The organism is Bacillus sp. DTU_2020_1000418_1_SI_GHA_SEK_038 (assembly GCF_032341175.1).
Taxonomy (GTDB): domain Bacteria; phylum Bacillota; class Bacilli; order Bacillales; family Cytobacillaceae; genus Cytobacillus.
The window spans coordinates 4,333,359-4,351,351 of record NZ_CP135435.1 but is presented as its reverse complement, the minus strand read 5'-3'; the positions used below and the strand labels follow the sequence as shown (position 1 = coordinate 4,351,351).

Annotated in this window: 19 protein-coding genes and 2 riboswitches; of the genes, 14 read left to right on the top strand and 5 right to left on the bottom strand. The window is 38.6% G+C overall.

Going from position 1 to position 17,993, the window contains the following annotated elements; genetic code table 11:
- Window positions 1–86 precede the first annotated feature (86 nt).
- Entirely contained in the window at window positions 87–1,499 is a 1,413-nt protein-coding gene (locus RRV45_RS21480) for a UDP-N-acetylmuramoyl-tripeptide--D-alanyl-D-alanine ligase (RefSeq protein WP_315666679.1), read from the bottom strand.
- A gap of 170 nt (window positions 1,500–1,669) precedes the next feature.
- Between RRV45_RS21480 and RRV45_RS21475 the strand changes: the two genes are divergently transcribed.
- From RRV45_RS21475 to RRV45_RS21460, 4 genes are all read left to right on the top strand, one after another.
- Window positions 1,670–2,143, top strand: a complete 474-nt coding sequence (locus tag RRV45_RS21475) for a low molecular weight protein-tyrosine-phosphatase (protein ID WP_315666678.1) — start codon at window positions 1,670–1,672, stop codon at window positions 2,141–2,143.
- Window positions 2,144–2,416: 273 nt separating this feature from the next.
- Entirely contained in the window at window positions 2,417–3,106 is a 690-nt protein-coding gene (locus RRV45_RS21470; protein WP_315666677.1) for a CoA transferase subunit A, read from the top strand.
- 20 nt (window positions 3,107–3,126) lie between these two features.
- The gene (locus RRV45_RS21465; protein WP_315666676.1) at window positions 3,127–3,798 is read left to right on the top strand and encodes a CoA transferase subunit B; all 672 of its coding nucleotides are present in this window, start codon (window positions 3,127–3,129) and stop codon (window positions 3,796–3,798) included.
- A gap of 150 nt (window positions 3,799–3,948) precedes the next feature.
- Complete coding sequence (locus RRV45_RS21460) at window positions 3,949–5,172, top strand: amidohydrolase family protein (RefSeq protein ID WP_315666675.1); 1,224 nt, start codon at window positions 3,949–3,951, stop codon at window positions 5,170–5,172.
- A gap of 258 nt (window positions 5,173–5,430) precedes the next feature.
- Here RRV45_RS21460 and RRV45_RS21455 read toward each other — a convergent pair whose 3' ends face one another.
- Complete coding sequence (locus RRV45_RS21455; RefSeq protein ID WP_315666674.1) at window positions 5,431–5,970, bottom strand: helix-turn-helix domain-containing protein; 540 nt, start codon at window positions 5,968–5,970, stop codon at window positions 5,431–5,433.
- Window positions 5,971–6,250: 280 nt separating this feature from the next.
- On the opposite strand from RRV45_RS21455, the gene RRV45_RS21450 reads away from it, so the two are divergent.
- The 5 genes from RRV45_RS21450 (at window position 6,251) to RRV45_RS21430 (ending at window position 9,250) form a co-directional block, all read left to right on the top strand.
- Entirely contained in the window at window positions 6,251–6,895 is a 645-nt protein-coding gene (locus tag RRV45_RS21450; RefSeq protein WP_315666673.1) for an alpha/beta hydrolase, read from the top strand.
- Between the two features lie 29 nt (window positions 6,896–6,924).
- Window positions 6,925–7,704 carry a DODA-type extradiol aromatic ring-opening family dioxygenase gene (locus RRV45_RS21445; RefSeq protein WP_315666672.1) on the top strand — a complete coding sequence of 260 codons (780 nt, stop codon included), beginning with the start codon at window positions 6,925–6,927 and terminating at the stop codon, window positions 7,702–7,704.
- Window positions 7,705–7,767: 63 nt separating this feature from the next.
- The gene (locus tag RRV45_RS21440) at window positions 7,768–8,199 is read left to right on the top strand and encodes a DoxX family protein (RefSeq protein ID WP_315666671.1); all 432 of its coding nucleotides are present in this window, start codon (window positions 7,768–7,770) and stop codon (window positions 8,197–8,199) included.
- Window positions 8,200–8,263: 64 nt separating this feature from the next.
- Window positions 8,264–8,449 (top strand): 2-hydroxymuconate tautomerase, encoded by a 186-nt coding sequence (locus RRV45_RS21435; RefSeq protein ID WP_315666670.1) that lies wholly within the window; start codon window positions 8,264–8,266, stop codon window positions 8,447–8,449.
- A 21-nt stretch (window positions 8,450–8,470) separates the two neighbouring features.
- Complete coding sequence (locus RRV45_RS21430; protein ID WP_315666669.1) at window positions 8,471–9,250, top strand: 2-keto-4-pentenoate hydratase; 780 nt, start codon at window positions 8,471–8,473, stop codon at window positions 9,248–9,250.
- Between the two features lie 97 nt (window positions 9,251–9,347).
- Here RRV45_RS21430 and RRV45_RS21425 read toward each other — a convergent pair whose 3' ends face one another.
- Entirely contained in the window at window positions 9,348–10,541 is a 1,194-nt protein-coding gene (locus RRV45_RS21425; RefSeq protein WP_315666668.1) for a coenzyme F420-0:L-glutamate ligase, read from the bottom strand.
- A 118-nt stretch (window positions 10,542–10,659) separates the two neighbouring features.
- Here RRV45_RS21425 and RRV45_RS21420 point away from each other — a divergent pair, with 118 nt between their 5' ends.
- From RRV45_RS21420 to RRV45_RS21410, 3 genes are all read left to right on the top strand, one after another.
- A complete protein-coding gene (locus tag RRV45_RS21420; protein WP_315666667.1) occupies window positions 10,660–11,556 on the top strand; it encodes a LysR family transcriptional regulator in 897 nt (298 codons plus the stop codon).
- Between the two features lie 56 nt (window positions 11,557–11,612).
- A riboswitch (ZMP/ZTP riboswitch) is annotated at window positions 11,613–11,692 on the top strand.
- Between the two features lie 168 nt (window positions 11,693–11,860).
- A riboswitch (glycine riboswitch) is annotated at window positions 11,861–11,941 on the top strand.
- 119 nt (window positions 11,942–12,060) lie between these two features.
- Complete coding sequence (locus RRV45_RS21415; protein ID WP_315666666.1) at window positions 12,061–13,269, top strand: phosphoglycerate dehydrogenase; 1,209 nt, start codon at window positions 12,061–12,063, stop codon at window positions 13,267–13,269.
- Window positions 13,270–13,571: 302 nt separating this feature from the next.
- The gene (locus RRV45_RS21410; RefSeq protein ID WP_315666665.1) at window positions 13,572–13,910 is read left to right on the top strand and encodes a zinc ribbon domain-containing protein YjdM; all 339 of its coding nucleotides are present in this window, start codon (window positions 13,572–13,574) and stop codon (window positions 13,908–13,910) included.
- A gap of 214 nt (window positions 13,911–14,124) precedes the next feature.
- Here RRV45_RS21410 and gltS read toward each other — a convergent pair whose 3' ends face one another.
- Together gltS and hutG are read right to left on the bottom strand one after the other, a co-directional pair.
- A complete protein-coding gene (gltS, locus tag RRV45_RS21405; protein WP_315666664.1) occupies window positions 14,125–15,324 on the bottom strand; it encodes a sodium/glutamate symporter in 1,200 nt (399 codons plus the stop codon).
- A gap of 19 nt (window positions 15,325–15,343) precedes the next feature.
- A complete protein-coding gene (hutG, locus tag RRV45_RS21400; protein ID WP_315666663.1) occupies window positions 15,344–16,297 on the bottom strand; it encodes a formimidoylglutamase in 954 nt (317 codons plus the stop codon).
- A 132-nt stretch (window positions 16,298–16,429) separates the two neighbouring features.
- Here hutG and RRV45_RS21395 point away from each other — a divergent pair, with 132 nt between their 5' ends.
- Both RRV45_RS21395 and RRV45_RS21390 read left to right on the top strand, forming a co-directional pair.
- Window positions 16,430–17,311, top strand: a complete 882-nt coding sequence (locus RRV45_RS21395; RefSeq protein ID WP_315666662.1) for a LysR family transcriptional regulator — start codon at window positions 16,430–16,432, stop codon at window positions 17,309–17,311.
- A gap of 81 nt (window positions 17,312–17,392) precedes the next feature.
- Window positions 17,393–17,992 (top strand): SET domain-containing protein, encoded by a 600-nt coding sequence (locus RRV45_RS21390; RefSeq protein ID WP_315666661.1) that lies wholly within the window; start codon window positions 17,393–17,395, stop codon window positions 17,990–17,992.
- Window position 17,993 lies beyond the last annotated feature (1 nt).

The following is a 17,993-nucleotide window of genomic DNA, read 5'->3' as shown; positions in this document are numbered from 1 at the left end:
TCTTAGCTTCATGGCTATAATAGGGCAGAGGACCGCCCCCCATTCCCTTCCTTCAGTGTTTGAAAAAATTAATGCTGAACATGTCCCTACGTATTCCTACTAAATAAGCGAATAAGCGGCTTTTGGTCAATGTAGGTGACCGAAGCTTTAAAGATAACGATAGAAGAAGGCTGAACAAGATGGGGCATGTCCTTCATTGCATCATCGACTTGTTTGTAATAATATAGCTTTTTCGTTGGAATGCCCATCGCCTTGGCTCCTTGGCAATATTCCTCAGCCCATTTGCCGATTGCAATTAATTTATCAATAGCTAAGGAGCCGGTTTTTTTACCAATCTGGTAATGTACCATTTTGGCGTATGCTTCGTTTGTTTCTGGACTTTCCATATCTCCTAAGACCAATGTAACCGGTCTTTTTCTAGGCAAATGTGGGATTTGGCTTAATAAGAGTTTGGTAGAATCGGGATTGGCATTGAAATTATCATGGATAAGAGTAATATCATTTGTGCAAGAAATGACCTGCATCCGGCCCTTTACGGGGGAAAATTCAGCAAGCCCTTGTTGTATCTTATGATGTGGTACACGAAGCTCTATGCCTACCGCAATAGCTGCTAATGCATTCGAGATATTATAGCTTCCAAACGTATTTAACATACAGTTAAATTTAAAGCCTTTTCCCTTTACTTTAAAAAAGCATTGGAAGTTTTTGTATCGAATTCTTTTTGCCCGAATGGTGTTTCCTCTATTAAAACCAAATGTAATAATTTTACCAGGGTACTTTATTATTTTTAGAAATTCAGCACAGTTCGGATCATCCCCATTAATAATGAGAGCTCCATCCGGGGATAAATGTTTAATCATTTCTGCCTTAGCTTTAATAATATTTTCAATTGACCCAAGTCTCGTTAAATGTGCCCGGTGAATGCCTGTAACGACTCCAATTTGAGGCTGAGTCATTTGACTTAATAAATCCATGGTGCCAAACGCTTTCATTCCAACCTCCAAAACAGCAGCCTCATGGTTTTTTTCTAATTTAGACAGATTGTACGGGACCCCGGTAAGGCCATTTAAATTCAAGGCACTGACTAAAGTGGAATACTCCTGTTTAAGAATGCTGCCGATCATCTCCTTTGTTGTTGTTTTGCCAGAACTTCCAATCACTTGTACGATCGGTATCGGGAATTGCCTCCGGTATAGCTTGGCCATTTGGAAATAGGCCTGTTTGATCCTCTTTACTTCAAGAACACCAATTCCAGCTTTAGCGAATTTATCAAGTTCGAGATGGTGATTGCTGCTAACGACAACCCCAGTTGCTTTTCCCATGACTAATCTTTGAATTAGTTTGTCCTCATTTACAACACGGTTAAATATAAATACTAAACTAAATGGAAAAGGGGTTTTATGTTTTTTTGTAAAACCTTTGATCACTTGACTTGTCTGCCAGGTTGCGACTCTGCAAGGCATGGCAGAGGAGATTTGCTGCAAGTTTAAATTAGGCACTGTTTTCTCACTCCTTTATGTCTCATACTATGTTTTATAAAAAATATTGATTTAGGAATATTAACCAAATTTTGTCACATTCTTTATATTGGCCTAGTTATCAAAAAGCACTTTCCAACTTCCGACATAACATAATATGTGTCTATCAATCGAATGGGAGGGAGTTTGAAATGATTAAAGTCCTTTTTATTTGCAAAGCGAATATTAATCGATCACCGATGGCAGAGGCAATCTTTTGTCAGATATTAGAAAGGAAAGGATTAAGTGAAAGATTTAAGGTGGATTCAGCGGCTACCGATAGTTCTCATGTTGGAAGGAAGCCCTTTCCACCAACAAGAAGGTTTCTAGACAAAATGCAAATTCCCCATAAATGGATACGTTCACGTCAAGTAACTGAAGATGATCTTTCGGCCTTTGATTATATCGTTCTTATGGATCAAGAGAATGTAAATGTGTTATCAGAACGTTTTGGACAAGCTTGTCAAATTCCATTTTTACTCAATTACGTGCCAGAAGTGGAAAATAAAAATGTCCCAGACCCCTCCATTACCGGCAACTACATGGAGACTTATAACCTGCTAGTAAAAGGCTGCGATAAACTGCTGCTTCATATCATTAAATGTGAAGAGTTAGATAAGAATTAAGAGTAAGGGGATAAATGGAAAAATTCAAAGCTATTATTTTTCATACATGACTTTACCCTAATGTTGGACAGCCTTTTTATGCAATTTAATTTATTCGCTATTTTCATAATATCTATTCCGTTTATTCATTTTACTTATAGGTGGGAAGACTGTAAAGTGGAGGTATGGATTAATTTTGAATTTTCAAATAAATGTTATTCAATCATACGTATTTGAAGGTGGATTAAGGGTAGCACCTATTATAGAAAAATAAATTAAAGGGGCTGAGAAGTAATGAAAACGATTCTTACATCATTTTCTGATGCTGTAAAAGATATTAAAGATGGGGCAACCATAATGGTTGGTGGCTTTGGATTAGTTGGAATTCCTGAGAATTTAATTCTGGCATTGGTCGAAACAGGAGTAAAGGATCTTACGGTTATTTCCAATAACTGTGGAGTTGATGATTGGGGTCTTGGTTTACTTTTAAAAAATAGGCAGATCAAAAAGATGGTTGGTTCTTATGTTGGGGAAAATAAGGAATTCGAACGGCAGGTGCTTTCTGGCGAAATTGAAGTAGAGCTTGTCCCACAAGGAACCTTGGCTGAACGAATTCGTGCAGGCGGGGCAGGAATTCCAGCCTTCTATACACCTGCCGGGGTGGGAACACCGATTGCTGAAGGGAAAGAGGTCCGCGAGTTTGACGGAAAAGCTTACTTGCTGGAAAGAGGAATGACAGCAGACTTTTCTCTCGTTCGAGCGTCAATCGGGGATAAAATGGGCAATCTTGTGTATAACAAGACAGCCCGAAACTTTAATCCGATGATTGCTGCTGCTGGAAAAGTAACGATAGCTGAGGTGGAAAAATTAGTTGAAATTGGAGAGCTGAACCCAGATCACATTCACACACCAAGTATTTATGTTCAAAAATTAATTGTCGGCAATCAAGAGAAGAAGATTGAGAGATTAACAGTTCAAAAGTAAAAAAGAGAGGAGAGAGGAACATGACCAAAACGGATAAATCCTTAATTAGGGAAAAAATTGCGAGACGTGCTGAAAAAGAAATTGAAAGCGGATTCTACGTGAATTTAGGAATTGGAATCCCAACCATGGTTGCCAACTATATCCCAGAAGGAAAGCAAGTTGTTTTACAATCTGAAAATGGGTTATTGGGTATTGGGCCTTACCCAACGGAAGATCAAGTAGATCCAGATTTAATCAATGCCGGAAAAGAAACAGTTACAGCGATAAAAGGGGCTTCTTATTTCACTAGTGCGGAATCGTTTGCGATGATTCGCGGAGGACACGTTGATGTTGCCATTCTTGGCGGGATGGAGGTTTCCGTGAAGGGGGACCTTGCCAATTGGATGATCCCCGGGAAAATGATTAAGGGGATGGGCGGAGCTATGGATCTTGTGCATGGAGCCAAAAAAATTATCGTCATTATGGACCATGTAAACAAAGATGGGGATCCGAAAATTCTAAATGAGTGTTCCTTGCCGTTAACAGGTATGGGAGTTGTCGACCGAATTATTACAGACCGTGCTGTGATTGATGTAACTGAAGATGGCTTGAAATTAGTTGAAGTAGCAAAGGGATACACGGTTGATGATATTATCGCCGTAACGGAGCCTCAGCTTGAAATATCTGAAGGTGTGAAGCTAGATGCATTTTAATAGCATGTAAGATGGAGAAAGGGAAAAACCCCTTTCTTTTTTTTTTAGCTATGGGGGAATTTGGCTTGGGAAGTCAGCTAAGCTTTGTTAAAATGACCATGCAGGCACTTTCGTCAAGTTTCTAAATAGCAATTTTGGAGGTTTAAATAAATGGATCTTTTAATAAAAAAGGCAAAGCTTCAAGATGGACAAGAGACTAAGGATATCGCGATTAAGGATGGAAAAATTACAGCAATTGAGCATCAGATAAATGCAGAAGCAGAACGTGTTATTGAGGCTAACGGAAAGGTATTAATTCCCGGGCTGGTGGAAAGTCATATTCATTTAGATAAAGCCCTTATTGCGGATCGGCTCCCCAATAAATCAGGAACTTTACAGGAAGCCCTTCAGGTGACTGCCCAATTAAAACCCACCTTTACAAAGGAAGATATTATTGATCGGGCTGAAAGAACTCTTGAATTGCTGATCAAAAACGGAACGACAAATATTCGTACACACTCTGAATTTGATCCTTCACAAGGTATGACTGGATTTGAAGTCATCATGGGGCTTAAGGATAAGTATAAAGATTTAGTCGATATTCAAGTAGTTGCTTTTCCCCAGGAAGGCATAATAAAGGCTCCTGGAACAGAGGAAATGATGTATCAGGCAATGGATATGGGGGCCGATGTAGTCGGCGGAATTCCTTATAATGATACACCATGGGATAAGCATATTGATCTTGTGTTTGAAATTGCAAAAAAATACAATAAGCCGATAGACTTCCATCAAGACTTTAAAGATGATGCAGATGGGATTTCGATTGAATATGTTTGTGAGAAAACAATTGCTGAAGGATATGTTGGCAGAGTGGCGGTTGGACATTTAACAGCTCTTGGGGCACTGCCTAAGGAGAGGCTGGAACCGATTATTGCAAAAATGGCGGAGGCACAAATAAGTGTCATGAGTTTACCTGCGACAGACCTTCATTTAGGTGGAAGACACGATGAACACAATGTTCGCCGTACTTTAACGCCTATTCGGGCACTGCGGGACGGCGGCGTGAACATGTGTATTGCAACTAATAATATTCGTAATCCATTCACACCCTATGGAACAGGTGACTTGATTCAAACAGCCATGCTTGCCATTCCGACAGCTCATTTAGGCGGTGCATCGGATCTTCCTACTGTTTTGCCTATGATTACGACCAATCCGGCCAAGGCTATGGGTTTAGATGACTATGGAATAGAAGTTGGAAAAACAGCCAATTTAATATTACTTGATACCGAGTCTGTTACAAATGCAATTATAGATATCCCAACAAGGCTGTATGTGATTAAGAGTGGAAAAGTAACAGTTGAAACAACGAAAACAGTAACCATTCATCGATGAAAATTGATTACAGATAGGTTACTTTGCAATCATGGAAAAAAAGTGACCGCTATTGAACTGCACCCCAATTGTTAGACACAGAAACTAACAACTGGAGGTGCAGTTTTTTTATTGGCTTTGTTTATGAATTTAGTTTCGTTCAAACCGCCTTATGCATACCTGCTCTCTACGTTATTCGTCCCGAATAAAACCCGTTCGCATGCATGCATAAGGCTGGTAATCATTATTAATCGCTAATATAGAAACTGACCGCAATAATTAGAAAATATCATTGAGCTCAGTATCGGAATAGATAGATATTAGAACAACTGCTTTTCCATCTCCAATATTTTTCACAAAATGTGGGCAGCTGGCATTCCAACTGAAGGAATCTCCCTCTTCTGCGATGATTGAGTCCTCACCCTGCTCAGCAAGAACTTTTCCCTCCAGTACTAAATGACTTTCCTCCCCTTCATGGGCATTTGCTTCCCCCATCGAAGCTCCCGGAGGAAATTCCACCAGCATCATTCTTAGACCGCCATTGGATGTCACATGCTCTATTTTCAGATTGTTATAAGTAGAATACGTTCTTTCATTTTTCCTTACTACTCTCATATGCTGCTGTTTTTCTAGTAATAAGTAAGGTAAAGGTACCCCAAGAAAGCCTGCAATGGTTTGCAAAGTACTTATGGATGGAGATGTATTATTATTTTCCACATTGCTTATAAATCCTTTAGATAATCCGGTGCCCTCACACATTTGGGCTATGGTAATTTTTTTTCTATTACGTATGGCACGTATCTTTGATCCAATTTCCAAATGAACCACCCTCTAATGTTTCCTAATAAAAAACATAATTCTATCTTAGCAAAAAAATAATTGACAATCTACTATAGAGGTTGTTATCCTATGAATAATTAATATTCATATAGGAATACAAAAACTTGTTTAGTTTTATTTTTTTATCTATATGTATTCTTATATGAATCTAATATATCTATTTAGAAACAAAAGCAATTAACATCAATTTGTTGATTAGGGCTGAGCAATAGAGGGAAGCTACTAGAAATATAAAAATAAATAGAATGGATGATGAGAGTTGAATTCACCGATGGTTTATGAGCTTCATCGACCGAAAGAGATTGCTCCTAATAAAACTTATCCTGCCCTTTTTGTGATGCATGGAATTGGAAGCAACGAGCAAAACATGCTGTCATTGGTAAAGGGGTTAGAAGAAGAGTATTTTATTTTTAGTCTTCGGGGTCATTTGGAGCATCCGCCCGGATTTGCTTTCTTTACGATTCAAGGCTATGGAAGACCGCATAGAGAGGTATTTGATCAAGCGATTAGTAAAGTGACAAGTTTTATTGATTATGCAGCCGATCAGTATCCTTTAGACTCAAGCCAGCTTTACTTAATGGGCTTTAGCCAGGGAGCAATTCTTTCGATGACACTCGGTTTGACATTAGGGGAGAGAATCAAGGGGATTATTGCCTTAAGCGGATACATTCCCGGATTCGTCAAAGAGGATTATAACGTAAAACCAGTGCATCATATGTCCCTATTTATTTCTCATGGGGAAATGGATCAAATACTGCCATATGAGTGGGGAGTCGCAAATAAAGAGTATTTTCAAGCATTAGGTGCAAGTGTCACGTTTAAAACGTATCAAGAAGGACATACCGTATCTTTGCAAAACTTTCAGGATTACATGAAGTGGCTGCAGGATTCATTAAAGAAATGACAGATTACACACAATGGAGATGATTTTTTATGCTTCCGTCATATTTTATTGCTCATGGAGCGCCATTAATAGCCATTGAGACAAATGAATATACGCAGTTTTTAAATGATTTAGGCAGCACATGGCCAAGGCCAAAGGCGATTATTTTATTTTCAGCTCATTGGGAGTCAAGTGCTCAACAAGTGAGCAATGTCGATCAATATAGTACAATCTATGATTTTGGCGGATTTTCTGAAGAATTGTTTCGCATTCAATATCCGGCAAAGGGAGATCAGGAGATTGCGAAGGAAATTCAAGAGTTATTTGAGAAACAGGGGATCTCTTATGAAGTTGATGCCAATCGCGGTTTAGATCATGGAGCATGGGTAGTTCTGAGATTACTGTACCCAAATGCCGACATTCCTGTCATCTCGATGTCAGTTAATCCGTCGCTTTCACCAGAGGAACAGTATAAGATTGGGAAATCCTTAGTGGAGTTAAGGAAGAAGGATGTTTTAATCATCGGCAGTGGGGGAACGGTTCATAATCTAAGAGCGCTGAATTGGGCAGATAATGGAGAAGTGGATGATTGGGCATTAAATTTTGAAGAGTGGCTGGCAAGTCATTTAAAAAATTGGGACCTAGCATCACTTTACAAGTATCAGTCATTAGCACCTGCCGCTAGTTTAGCAGTTCCGCCTTATGGCAATGAGCATTTTGTGCCGATCTTCTACGCAATGGGTGCGGCAGATGATCAGCAAACAGCAAAACTATTACATCGCAGCTACCGATATGGAAATCTTAGTCATAGTGTTTGGCAATTTGGCTGAGACATATTTACGAAAAAAGTCAGAATGAAGCGATAGATAAATTGAAAAAATGGAGGAAATAAAATGACAAATAAAATTGAAGCAAGTACGTTGATGTTACGAGTAATCTTAGGGATTAGTTTCTTTATACACGGGTTAGTCAAATTCCAGGGAGGCATTGAAAATATTGTTGGATGGTTTGATAGTATTGGCTTACCAGGGGCGCTCGCTTATGCAGTAGCATTCATAGAGTTGGTCGGCGGAATCGCATTAGTCATCGGGTTAGGCACTAAAATCGTGTCCATTTTATTATCACTATTAATGGTTGGTGCGATCTTCAAAGTGAAGCTAGCTGTTGGTTTTTTAGGCAATGGCCAAATGGCAGGTTATGAATTAGATTTAGCTTTCTTAGCGATGGCTGTATTCCTTGCAATCAACGGCAGTAAAATGTTTGCACTTGATCAATTAATGTTTAATAGGTCAAAAAATAATAGTCAAAATAGCAAAGCCGCTTAATAATGGATGGGCATTACTTCAAATGGAGGTAATGCCGTCTTTTTTAATAGAAGGAGGAAGCAAGATGCCGATTATTCAAATTACCCTGCTCGAGGGAAGAGAACCAGAAGCAGTTGAACAATGCATTCGCGATGTCGCCCGTACGGTTCATGAATCACTTGGTGCCCCTTTATCGACCATTCGTGTTTACGTAAACGAAGTTCCTAAAAATTATTATGCAGTCGGAGACCAATTAAAAAGCGAGATGTAGAATTGGGATAGGAGGATTCTTTTGATAAATTACAAACAGCTTGCTGAAATGCTAGTAAAAGCAGAAGAAAACAATTATGCAGTTCCCTGTATTACTTCTCAAATTCCTGAGTTTAATTTATCTATGGGCTATCTTGTTCAAGACGAGCTAATCCAAATAAAGAAGAATCAGGGAAGTAATTTTTTTGCTTATAAAATGGGCATAACCAGTGAAGCAAAGATGAAGCAAATGAATATAGACCAGCCGATCTATGGGGCTGTGTTTGACTATATGAGAGTACATGAAAAAGGGGAAATCTTCATAGAGGAATTTATTCATCCGAAAGTGGAGGCGGAAATTGCCTTTATACTTGCTGAGGATATTGAAGGACCGGCAGTTACAGGCGAGGAAGTGATGGCAAAAACGAAGGGAATTCTGCCTGCTTTTGAGATCATAGATAGCCGGTATGAAAATTTTAAGTTTAAGCTGCCAGATGTAGTTGCAGATAATACATCAGCCTCTAGGGTTGTTATTGGAAATGACTTTTTCGATCCTAAACAATTCGATCTTGAAAAGATTGGGGTAACACTATCTATAAATGGGGAAATAAAAGCTAGCGGGACAAGTGCGGATGTGTTAGGCAATCCGGCCAACTCTGTTGCGATGTTAGCCAATATGCTATTTTGCCAAGGAAAGGGCAAAATCCCGAAAGGCTCTATCATCTTCACTGGAGGAATCACAGAGGCGATCTTGTTAACGAAAGGCGATCATTTGACTTCAAAATTTGAGGGAATGGGTGAAATATCACTTTATATTCGTTAATCATGATACAGGGAGAGCTTAAAAAAATTGATGCATTAATAATGAAAAAAACTAGATGCTGTAAACTGCTTGGCATCTAGTTTAAATTTAATTAGTCTTATTTTGTATAGTTATCAAAATACCCTTGGATAAAGACAATCGGTGTTCCCTTATCCCCGCTGCCTGAAGTTAGATCAGATAGTGAGCCAATCAGGTCAGACAATTTTCTTGGGGTCGTTCCTTGAGATTCCATTGATCCTACAAGGTCAGATTCTTTGTTATTAATGAATTCGGAGATTGCCTTTTTAAGCTCTTCCCCTTTTAAATCAGCAAAGTTGTTATCAGCAAGATACTTTAGCTTTACTTCATTAGGAGTTCCATCAAGACCGGATGTGTATGCAGGTGAAACAACTGGATCCGCAAGCTCCCAAATCTTACCAACAGGATCTTTGAAAGCACCATCTCCGTATACCATCACTTCAACAACTTTTCCTGTCTTGTCTTTGAGCATTTGCTGGATTTTATCAACGACTGGCTGGCAATTACGTGGGAAAAGCTTCACGCTGTCTTCTGTTGCCTTATTGGATCCAAGAAGACCATACTCTTCATTGAATCCAGCTCCATTAATAGATTCCGCCAAAATATTATCAAGGCTGTAGATTTTTTCTCCGCCATTCGCTTTTAAGATTCTCTTCGTTCTAAATCTTGTATGGATATCACAAGTCAGAACATTTTTTGTGTATTCTAAAATCGTTTTCGGGTTATTAGAGAAGATGACTTCACATTCAACTCCGTATTCTTCCACTAACGATTTATAGTAATCAATATAATCAACACCAGTAAAAGTATGCTTATTATAGCCAAAAAGGTCACGGAATTGGTTCTCGGTTAAAACATCTGTCCATGGATTAACGCCCTTTTCATCAAGTAAATCAATATCAACTAAGTGATTGCCTACTTCATCAGACGGATAGCTAAGCATTAATACAACTTTCTTTGCCGCCCCTTTTGCAATCCCGCGAAGACATATAGCAAAGCGATTACGGCTTAAAATCGGGAAGATGACTCCAACAGTTTCGTTACCAAATTTTGAACTTACATCCTGTGCAATATGATCGATTGTCGCATAATTCCCTTGAGCGCGGGCAACGATCGACTCTGTAATCGTCACGATATCTTTATCTTGAATGTTAAAGCCTTCAACCTCCGCAGCCTTTAGCACACTATCAACAACAATTTCTTCAATATTGTCTCCTTGATTAATGATCGGGCAACGAAGGCCTCTAACAACAGTTCCAACTACTCTTTCCAATATAATCGCTCCTTATAACTGTTAGGCTTAATTTCCATATTATCCTCTTGTACTATACACCTCTTTAGTGATATAAGTAAAATTAATATATCTAATAGTGGATATAAGGGGTGGTTATATGGTAAGTAAATTAGATTTCTATAAGGTTTTTTGTACAGTTGGAAAGTGCAAAAGTTTTTCTAAGGCGGCGAGAGAGCTTTTCATGACACAGCCTGCAGTTAGTCAATCCATCATGCAATTAGAAAAAGAATTGGATACACGCCTTTTCAATCGAACTCCTAAAGGGGTAACTTTCACTGTTGAGGGCAAAATTTTATTTGAATATATTCATTCAGCCATTAATTTAATAGATGTGGGAGAGGAAAAAATACTTGAATTTAAGAATTTAACTACGGGAGAATTAAAGATTGGTGTTGGGGACACGATCTCCAGATATTTTTTACTTCCGTACTTAGAGGCTTTTCACAGTAATTATCCCAATATTAAATTTAAGATTGTGAATGGTACGACATTAGAAATTTGCTCTTTGCTAAAATCGGGAGAGGTCGATGTAGCTGTTTGTAATTTTCCGATTGATGATCCTGCGCTAGAGTTAAGGCCATGCCTTGAAGTCCACGATATCTTTGTTTGCGGAGAAAAATATAAGGGTCTATTATCTGAAGCTGTCAGTATTCAGAAACTAGTCAAGTTGCCTTTAATTTTTCTAGATAAATCAAATTCCAGAAACTATGTTGAGGATTATTTGCTTTCCAAAGGGATACAAATATCGCCTGAATTCGAATTAGGTTCACATGAACTACTTTTGGAATTTGCAAAAATAAATTTAGGGATTGCCTGTGTGACGAAAGAATTTTCTCTGGAATATTTAAATAAAGGGCTATTGTTTGAGGTTCAGCTTACTGAGGAAATACCAAAACGGGATATAGGTGTCTGCTTTCTAAAAAGTGTTCCACTATCGCCAGCCTCCACTAAATTTGTGGGGATTTTGGAAAAAAATCAGAGCAAAGGGCGTTAGCGTGAAATTAATGGTTGAAGGATTCTGTAAAATCTGATATCCTGTAATCAATTTCAAAGGCTATGTGTAACTGGCGAAAACGGATAACCGTGGGGGAGCACATAGTATCGATTAGCCGTTCGCCTGGGCAGAGGTAAGGGAAACTAATCCCTTACCTCTTTGTGTATATTCAGGGGGGATGGCTCAGGAAAAAATAGTTGATAATGTCTTTAATTTCGATTATTGTAGATGTACGGATTTTTCGAAAAATTATTAATAATTAAATATGAAGAAGGCTATGATTGTTATGGGTTGCACTATAACAGGAGCAGCTTCTGGAGAGACTGCAGGTTGACTGCAGCGCCGAAGGGTTCAAAATCTCAGGCAAAAGGACAGAAGAATAACAAATGAATCGTGCTATTTGTTATTTTTGACGTCGGATGAGATTGGAGAACACCAGTCTCTTTTTTTTTCCCCATTTTGTTAATAGATTAAAAGTATATTAAAAAAAGAGGAGATATGAAGATGAGCACAACGATGTTAAACAAAGTGAAAACGATCAAGACGTTGAATAATATTGCAGAAAGCGGATTAAAGGTATTTAAAAATGATCATGATCATTACACAATCGATAATGACAGTGTAAATCCAGATGGAATTGTCGTTCGCAGCTTTAACATGCATGAAGTGGAGTTGGGTAATCAATTAAAGGCTATTGCAAGAGCAGGAGCGGGCGTGAATAACATTCCTGTTGATAAGTGCACGGAGCAAGGGATTGTTGTATTTAATACACCAGGTGCTAATGCCAACGCGGTGAAAGAATTGGTACTGACCTCATTAATGGCTGCATCTCGTAATCTTTTTGCCGGTGTGAGCTGGGTTAAGACGTTAGCAGGAGAAGGTGAACAAATTCCAAAGCTTGTGGAAGCGGGCAAGAAGCAATTTGTTGGGAAGGAAATTAAGGGGAAAACTCTAGGCGTCATTGGGTTGGGAGCGATCGGCGCCCTTGTGGCGAATGATGCGATTGAGTTAGACATGGATGTCATTGGGTTTGACCCATTTATCTCTGTTGATATTGCCTGGAAGTTATCCCGCAAAGTCCAGCGGGCGATGACTATTGAACAACTTTTTGCAGAATCTGATTATATTACCGTCCATGTTCCATTAACGGAAGATACAAGAGAAATGTTCAACGAAGCGACCTTTAGCTTAATGAAGGACGATGTTTATATTTTGAACTTTTCTCGAGGTGAATTAGTGAATGAAAAGGATATGGCAGCTGCCCTTGAAAGCGGAAAAGTAGGAAAGTACATGACAGATTTCCCAAATGAAAATGTAATGAAAATGAAAAACGTGATTCCTACCCCTCACCTTGGTGCTTCAACAGTAGAGTCAGAGGAGAATTGTGCGATTATGGCAGCGCGCCAGCTAAAGGAGTTCCTAGAGACAGGGAATGTTAAAAACTCTGTGAATTTCCCAAATGCTACCCTTCCTTATACCGGAAAACAGCGTGTAACGGCATTCCACAAAAACATTCCAAACATGGTCGGAAAGATTACATCTGCTATATCAAACTATCACTTAAACATCGCTGACATGGTCAATAGAAGCCGTGGCGATTTTGCTTATACGATTATTGATATTGATAATAAAGTAGATAATGAAGTTATTATGAGTCTGGAAGATATCATTAACCAAATCGATGGAATTGTGACCGTTCGAATGATTCCATAAGCTAATAGACTAGCCCTCTTAATGCGGGGGTTGGTCTTTTTTTGCCAGAAAGGGTTCATGAATCTCGTTTATGCTGGTTAAGTTGGAAATCAGCAGCCATGAATGGTTCATGAGGCTTGTTTTAGTAGTTTAAGATGGAAAACAGTAGTCATGAAAAGGTTCATGGTATTTAAGGCCGGTGATAATAACATACTAAGAACAGCATTTATGAAGTTTAGTGGAAACTTTACTAATTATCCAATATACTTGTAGGCGATGAAACCAAAGAGTATTTAGAATAATAATGAAGGGGGAAATGGCTAGTGTCGAATTTGCCAAATTGTCCAAAATGTAATTCAGAATATACATACGAAGATGGAAGTCTGTTTATTTGTCCGGAATGTGCTTATGAATGGAACCTAGAATCTGAGGCCCAAAATGAAGACGTCAAGGTTTATAAAGATGCGAATGGAAACATCTTAAACGATGGGGATACAGTTACAGTCATTAAAGACCTTAAAGTGAAAGGAAGTTCATCCGTCATCAAAGTTGGAACAAAGGTTAAAGGGATCCGTCTCGTGGATGGCGATCATGATATTGATTGCAAAATTGATGGCTTTGGTGCTATGAAATTAAAGTCCGAATTTGTTAAAAAAGTATAAAAATATTTTAATCTAGGCTGAGTAATAAAGGGCGGGGAAAATACACTCCTGCCCTCTTACTAAATAAAAATCTATTCTATCTTAACCTTAATTTTATCTACTGCATTGTATCCATAGCCTTTTCTAGGACTAAACCCTAAAAAACGCCCCAGAATTCTGGGACGTTTTTTTAGTATCCATATTTCAGGAAAGTGATAGCGTAACAATAGTCTGTTTATTTAAATAAATTAATACTTGTTATAATAATCGGCATGGCGAATACATCAATCAGGAATGCACCTACGATCGGAACGATGAGGAATGCTTTCCTGGAAGGACCGAATTGTGCCGTAATCGCTGACATATTGGCCATCGCATTTGGAGTGGCGCCTAGTCCGTGACCAGTGAAGCCTCCAACCATAACGGCCGCATCATAGTTTTTGCCTAACAATTTAAATAAAACGAAAATGCTGAAAAGCACGATAAAGATGACTTGTACAAAGACGATGATGAGCATTGGCAATGCTAAATCCGCCACTTCCCATAGCTTAATGCTCATGAGCGCCATGGAAAGGAAAATCCCTAACGTCACATCCCCAATTAAATTGATGCTCTTCATGTCAATCGCATCTTTTTTAATGCTATCAATGATGTTTCTGACGATAACGGCTAAGAACATTGCACCTACATAGCTTGGCAGCACAAAGCCCGTTGCCTTTGAAAAAAGCTCGCCTAAGTAAGAGCCTGCAGCCATACACAATGTAATAATCAGAATTTGGGTCATGAATTTTTGTGAATTCATGCTATCTGTATCTCCCATTTCTTTTGCAGCTGCCACTTCATCCATTTCATCCGACTCAGTAGGCTTTAATTTATACTTAGTCACTAAATATTTAACAGTAGGACCGCCGACTAATCCTCCGGCAATAAGACCGAATGTTGCTGCAGCAAGCCCGATTGATAGAGCTGAGTTGACTCCTAGTTCTTCCAGGGTTCCGCCAAATGCTGTTGCTGCCCCATGGCCGCCTTCCATGGAAACAGCCCCAACCATAATGCCAAGCAGCGGTTCTAAACCAAGTACATTAGCAAGAGAAATCCCAATAAAATTCTGAGCCAAGGCTAGAAAGCCGCAGGCAATCCAGTAAATTACAAGGAGTTTCCCCCCAAGCTTTACTAGTTTGAAGCTTGCGCCTAAACCAACCGTTGTGAAAAATGTTAGCATGAAAAGGCTTTGCAGTGAGGTATCTAAGGTAATCGTAAGAATTCCTGTTTGTTTTAAAACGGTTACAAGAATTGCAAATAATAATCCGCCAACAACTGGTGCTGGAATACAGAATCGTTTTAAAAATGGAAGTTTATTAAGCAGCATTCCGCCTATCATTAACAAAGCTACGGCAAGAAAGACAGTTGTGATTTGATTGAGTTCCAAATTCATATGTTACCCCCTAAGATGCCTATTTTATATTAAAGTTCATGATGGCTTCATTGACTAACTGGGCAGCTAGTGCAACGGTTTTATTGTTTTCATCAACGGCTGGATTTACTTCGGAAATATCGAATGAAAGGATTTTATCATTTGAAATGATATGGCGAATCAATGAACGGACAATCTTTGGCTCAAGACCAAAAGGCGAAGGTGCACTAACTCCAGGAGCATAGGATGAATCAATCACATCGGTACATAAAGTAAGAATGACATGATCATGTTCTTTAATAAAACTCTCAATTTTCTGTTTAACAGGATCCATATTAGAAAGAGATAAATCCTCTTCTAGCAAATACCGAACGTTATACTTGTCCGCCGTATCAAAAAGGGACAAAGTGTTTCCATATTTTTGTATCCCTAAGCATAGATAACTGCTTTGAGCATCGTTATCTAAAATTTGCTTAAACATCGTACCAGATGATGTTTGCTCATCATACGGCCTCATATCAAAGTGGGCGTCTATATTAATGATGCCAAGCTTTGCGTTTTTGCCGATAAATTGTCTAGCTCCGAGATAATGGCCATAAAAGGTTTCATGACCGCCGCCGAGAATGATGGGGCTTACATTTTTGTTTAATAGGCTTGTAATGGCATGGCCTAATTCAGCTTGAGCCTCTTCCATTTGGTCGCCTATGCAAGAAACGTTACCAGCATCCAGCAGCCCTGTCTCTTTAGATAGATGCCACGGCAGCTTACCAAGAGCTTCCCTTATTTTATCAGGAGCTTCTGCTGCACCTAAACGTCCTTTATTGCGTTTTACCCCAGCCTCACACTTAAATCCAATAATGCCAAAAGTTTTTTGGTTTACAGAAGATGAAGGGATTCCAGACAAATTAACTACTTGATGATATCGAAAGCTTAAGGAGTCTGTGTGGCTATCAATTCTTCCAAACCAATGCTCTTTGGACGGTTCTGTGTACATAGGTTCTCCTCCTTTTTAAAAAAATTCTGAGTTATACGTGTAATCCTATTATAAAGGTGCTAATATATAAAAAACCAATACTGAAATATTATAATTGCATAGCTTTAAGCTATAAATCAAATAGGAGGTTTTATGGATATTCGTCAGCTTCGTTACTTTGTTACCGTCGTTCAGGAAAAAAACTATTCTAAAGCTGCCAGCATTCTTCATATTTCCCAGCCTTCTTTAAGTAACGCCATTAGAAAGCTGGAAACGGCAGTTGGTTTTCAGCTGCTCGAAAGAAATACTCGCCGGTTGGCATTAACGGATTCAGGAAGAATTTTTTATAAGAGGTCTTTGCAGCTAATTAGAAACTTTGACAATATGCTTAAAGATCTTGATGCAATCAAACAACATGGTACCGGAAAAATAACTATTGGCATGATTGAATCCACTAAATTCTGGCTTCCTAAAGCAGTGAATAAGTTTAAAAAGAGTTTTTCAAATATACAGTTTCAATTAATCGAGATACTTGGAAAAGAAACAGTTTATAAATCCCTTATGCAATATGATGTCCATTTCACCATTACAAATCAGCCAATTGATAAAAAAGAGATTCATCTCATCCCCCTTTATGATGAAAATTTAATTCTCCTAACTCATAAGGACGATATTCTTAATCAAAAGGAGCGAATTACCCTTCATGATCTAAAAGGAAGGGATTTTATTATTAGTAAGGTTGGATTACGAACTAGAGAGGATATTCTAAAAGCATTTGAAGAGGAAAAGATCATTCCCCAGATCATGTATGAGATTGAAAGGTTTGAAACCGCCTACAGTTTTGTTGAACAAGGCCTCGGCGTCACGATTCTGCCTGAAAGCTATATTAAATATACGCCAAACCCCAATATTACGATGCATATGATTGAATCTGAGCATTTAAAGCGTACAGTCTATCTGGCTTATTTAAAAGACCGTTATCTTTCTCCAGCTGTTTGTGATTTATTAGAAGAAATTAAAGGTTTTTTTAAATAACAATCATTTTAAAAATCAACAAGCAGACGTCTTTTGCATAGATTATGGATAAAACCAACTATACAAAGGGGATTGCTCGACATGATTCATCCGCATACGGAACTGCGCTTTATTAATGAGCAGATAGGTTTTGGTGTATTTGCAACTGAATTTATTCCAAAAGGGACAATAACGTGGGCATTGGATGGGCTTGATCAAATATTAGAGCCAGACTATGTTAAAAATCTAGATAAATACAGGAGGGACCTCCTAAAGAAATACTCCTACCGCAATCAAGAAGGAAAATATGTTCTTTGCTGGGATCTCGGCAGGTATGTGAATCATAGTTTCCATGCAAACTGTATGGGAACAGCTTATGAATTTGAAGTAGCTGTTCGGGACATTTATCCAGGAGAGCAATTAACGGATGATTATGGATCTTTGAATGTAGATGAACCCTTTGAATGTATCCCGGAAGATGGAACAGAGAGAAAGAAAGTGTACCCAGATGATCTTCTATATTACTCAGAGGAATGGGATCAGAAGGTAATTAATGCTCTTGAACACTTCTATGAAGTTAAACAACCGCTGATCCACCTTATTCCATGCGAATTCATGGAAAAAGTAAAAATCACAGCCACCGAGCAGATTCTCTTTGACTCAATCAAATGCATCTATTATGACCGAAATAAACATAGGTAAT

Excerpts from the sequence above, each read along its gene's own strand:
- RRV45_RS21415 (WP_315666666.1), top strand. The coding sequence starts at position 12,061 with ATGAGCACAACGATGTTAAACAAAGTGAAAACGATCAAGACGTTGAAT.
- hutG (WP_315666663.1), bottom strand. The coding sequence starts at position 16,297 with ATGTACACAGAACCGTCCAAAGAGCATTGGTTTGGAAGAATTGATAGC.
- RRV45_RS21440 (WP_315666671.1), top strand. The coding sequence starts at position 7,768 with ATGACAAATAAAATTGAAGCAAGTACGTTGATGTTACGAGTAATCTTA.
- RRV45_RS21460 (WP_315666675.1), top strand. The coding sequence starts at position 3,949 with ATGGATCTTTTAATAAAAAAGGCAAAGCTTCAAGATGGACAAGAGACT.
- RRV45_RS21475 (WP_315666678.1), top strand. The coding sequence starts at position 1,670 with ATGATTAAAGTCCTTTTTATTTGCAAAGCGAATATTAATCGATCACCG.
- RRV45_RS21435 (WP_315666670.1), top strand. The coding sequence starts at position 8,264 with ATGCCGATTATTCAAATTACCCTGCTCGAGGGAAGAGAACCAGAAGCA.
- RRV45_RS21465 (WP_315666676.1), top strand. The coding sequence starts at position 3,127 with ATGACCAAAACGGATAAATCCTTAATTAGGGAAAAAATTGCGAGACGT.
- RRV45_RS21390 (WP_315666661.1), top strand. The coding sequence starts at position 17,393 with ATGATTCATCCGCATACGGAACTGCGCTTTATTAATGAGCAGATAGGT.
- RRV45_RS21470 (WP_315666677.1), top strand. The coding sequence starts at position 2,417 with ATGAAAACGATTCTTACATCATTTTCTGATGCTGTAAAAGATATTAAA.
- gltS (WP_315666664.1), bottom strand. The coding sequence starts at position 15,324 with ATGAATTTGGAACTCAATCAAATCACAACTGTCTTTCTTGCCGTAGCT.
- RRV45_RS21395 (WP_315666662.1), top strand. The coding sequence starts at position 16,430 with ATGGATATTCGTCAGCTTCGTTACTTTGTTACCGTCGTTCAGGAAAAA.
- RRV45_RS21445 (WP_315666672.1), top strand. The coding sequence starts at position 6,925 with ATGCTTCCGTCATATTTTATTGCTCATGGAGCGCCATTAATAGCCATT.
- RRV45_RS21420 (WP_315666667.1), top strand. The coding sequence starts at position 10,660 with ATGGTAAGTAAATTAGATTTCTATAAGGTTTTTTGTACAGTTGGAAAG.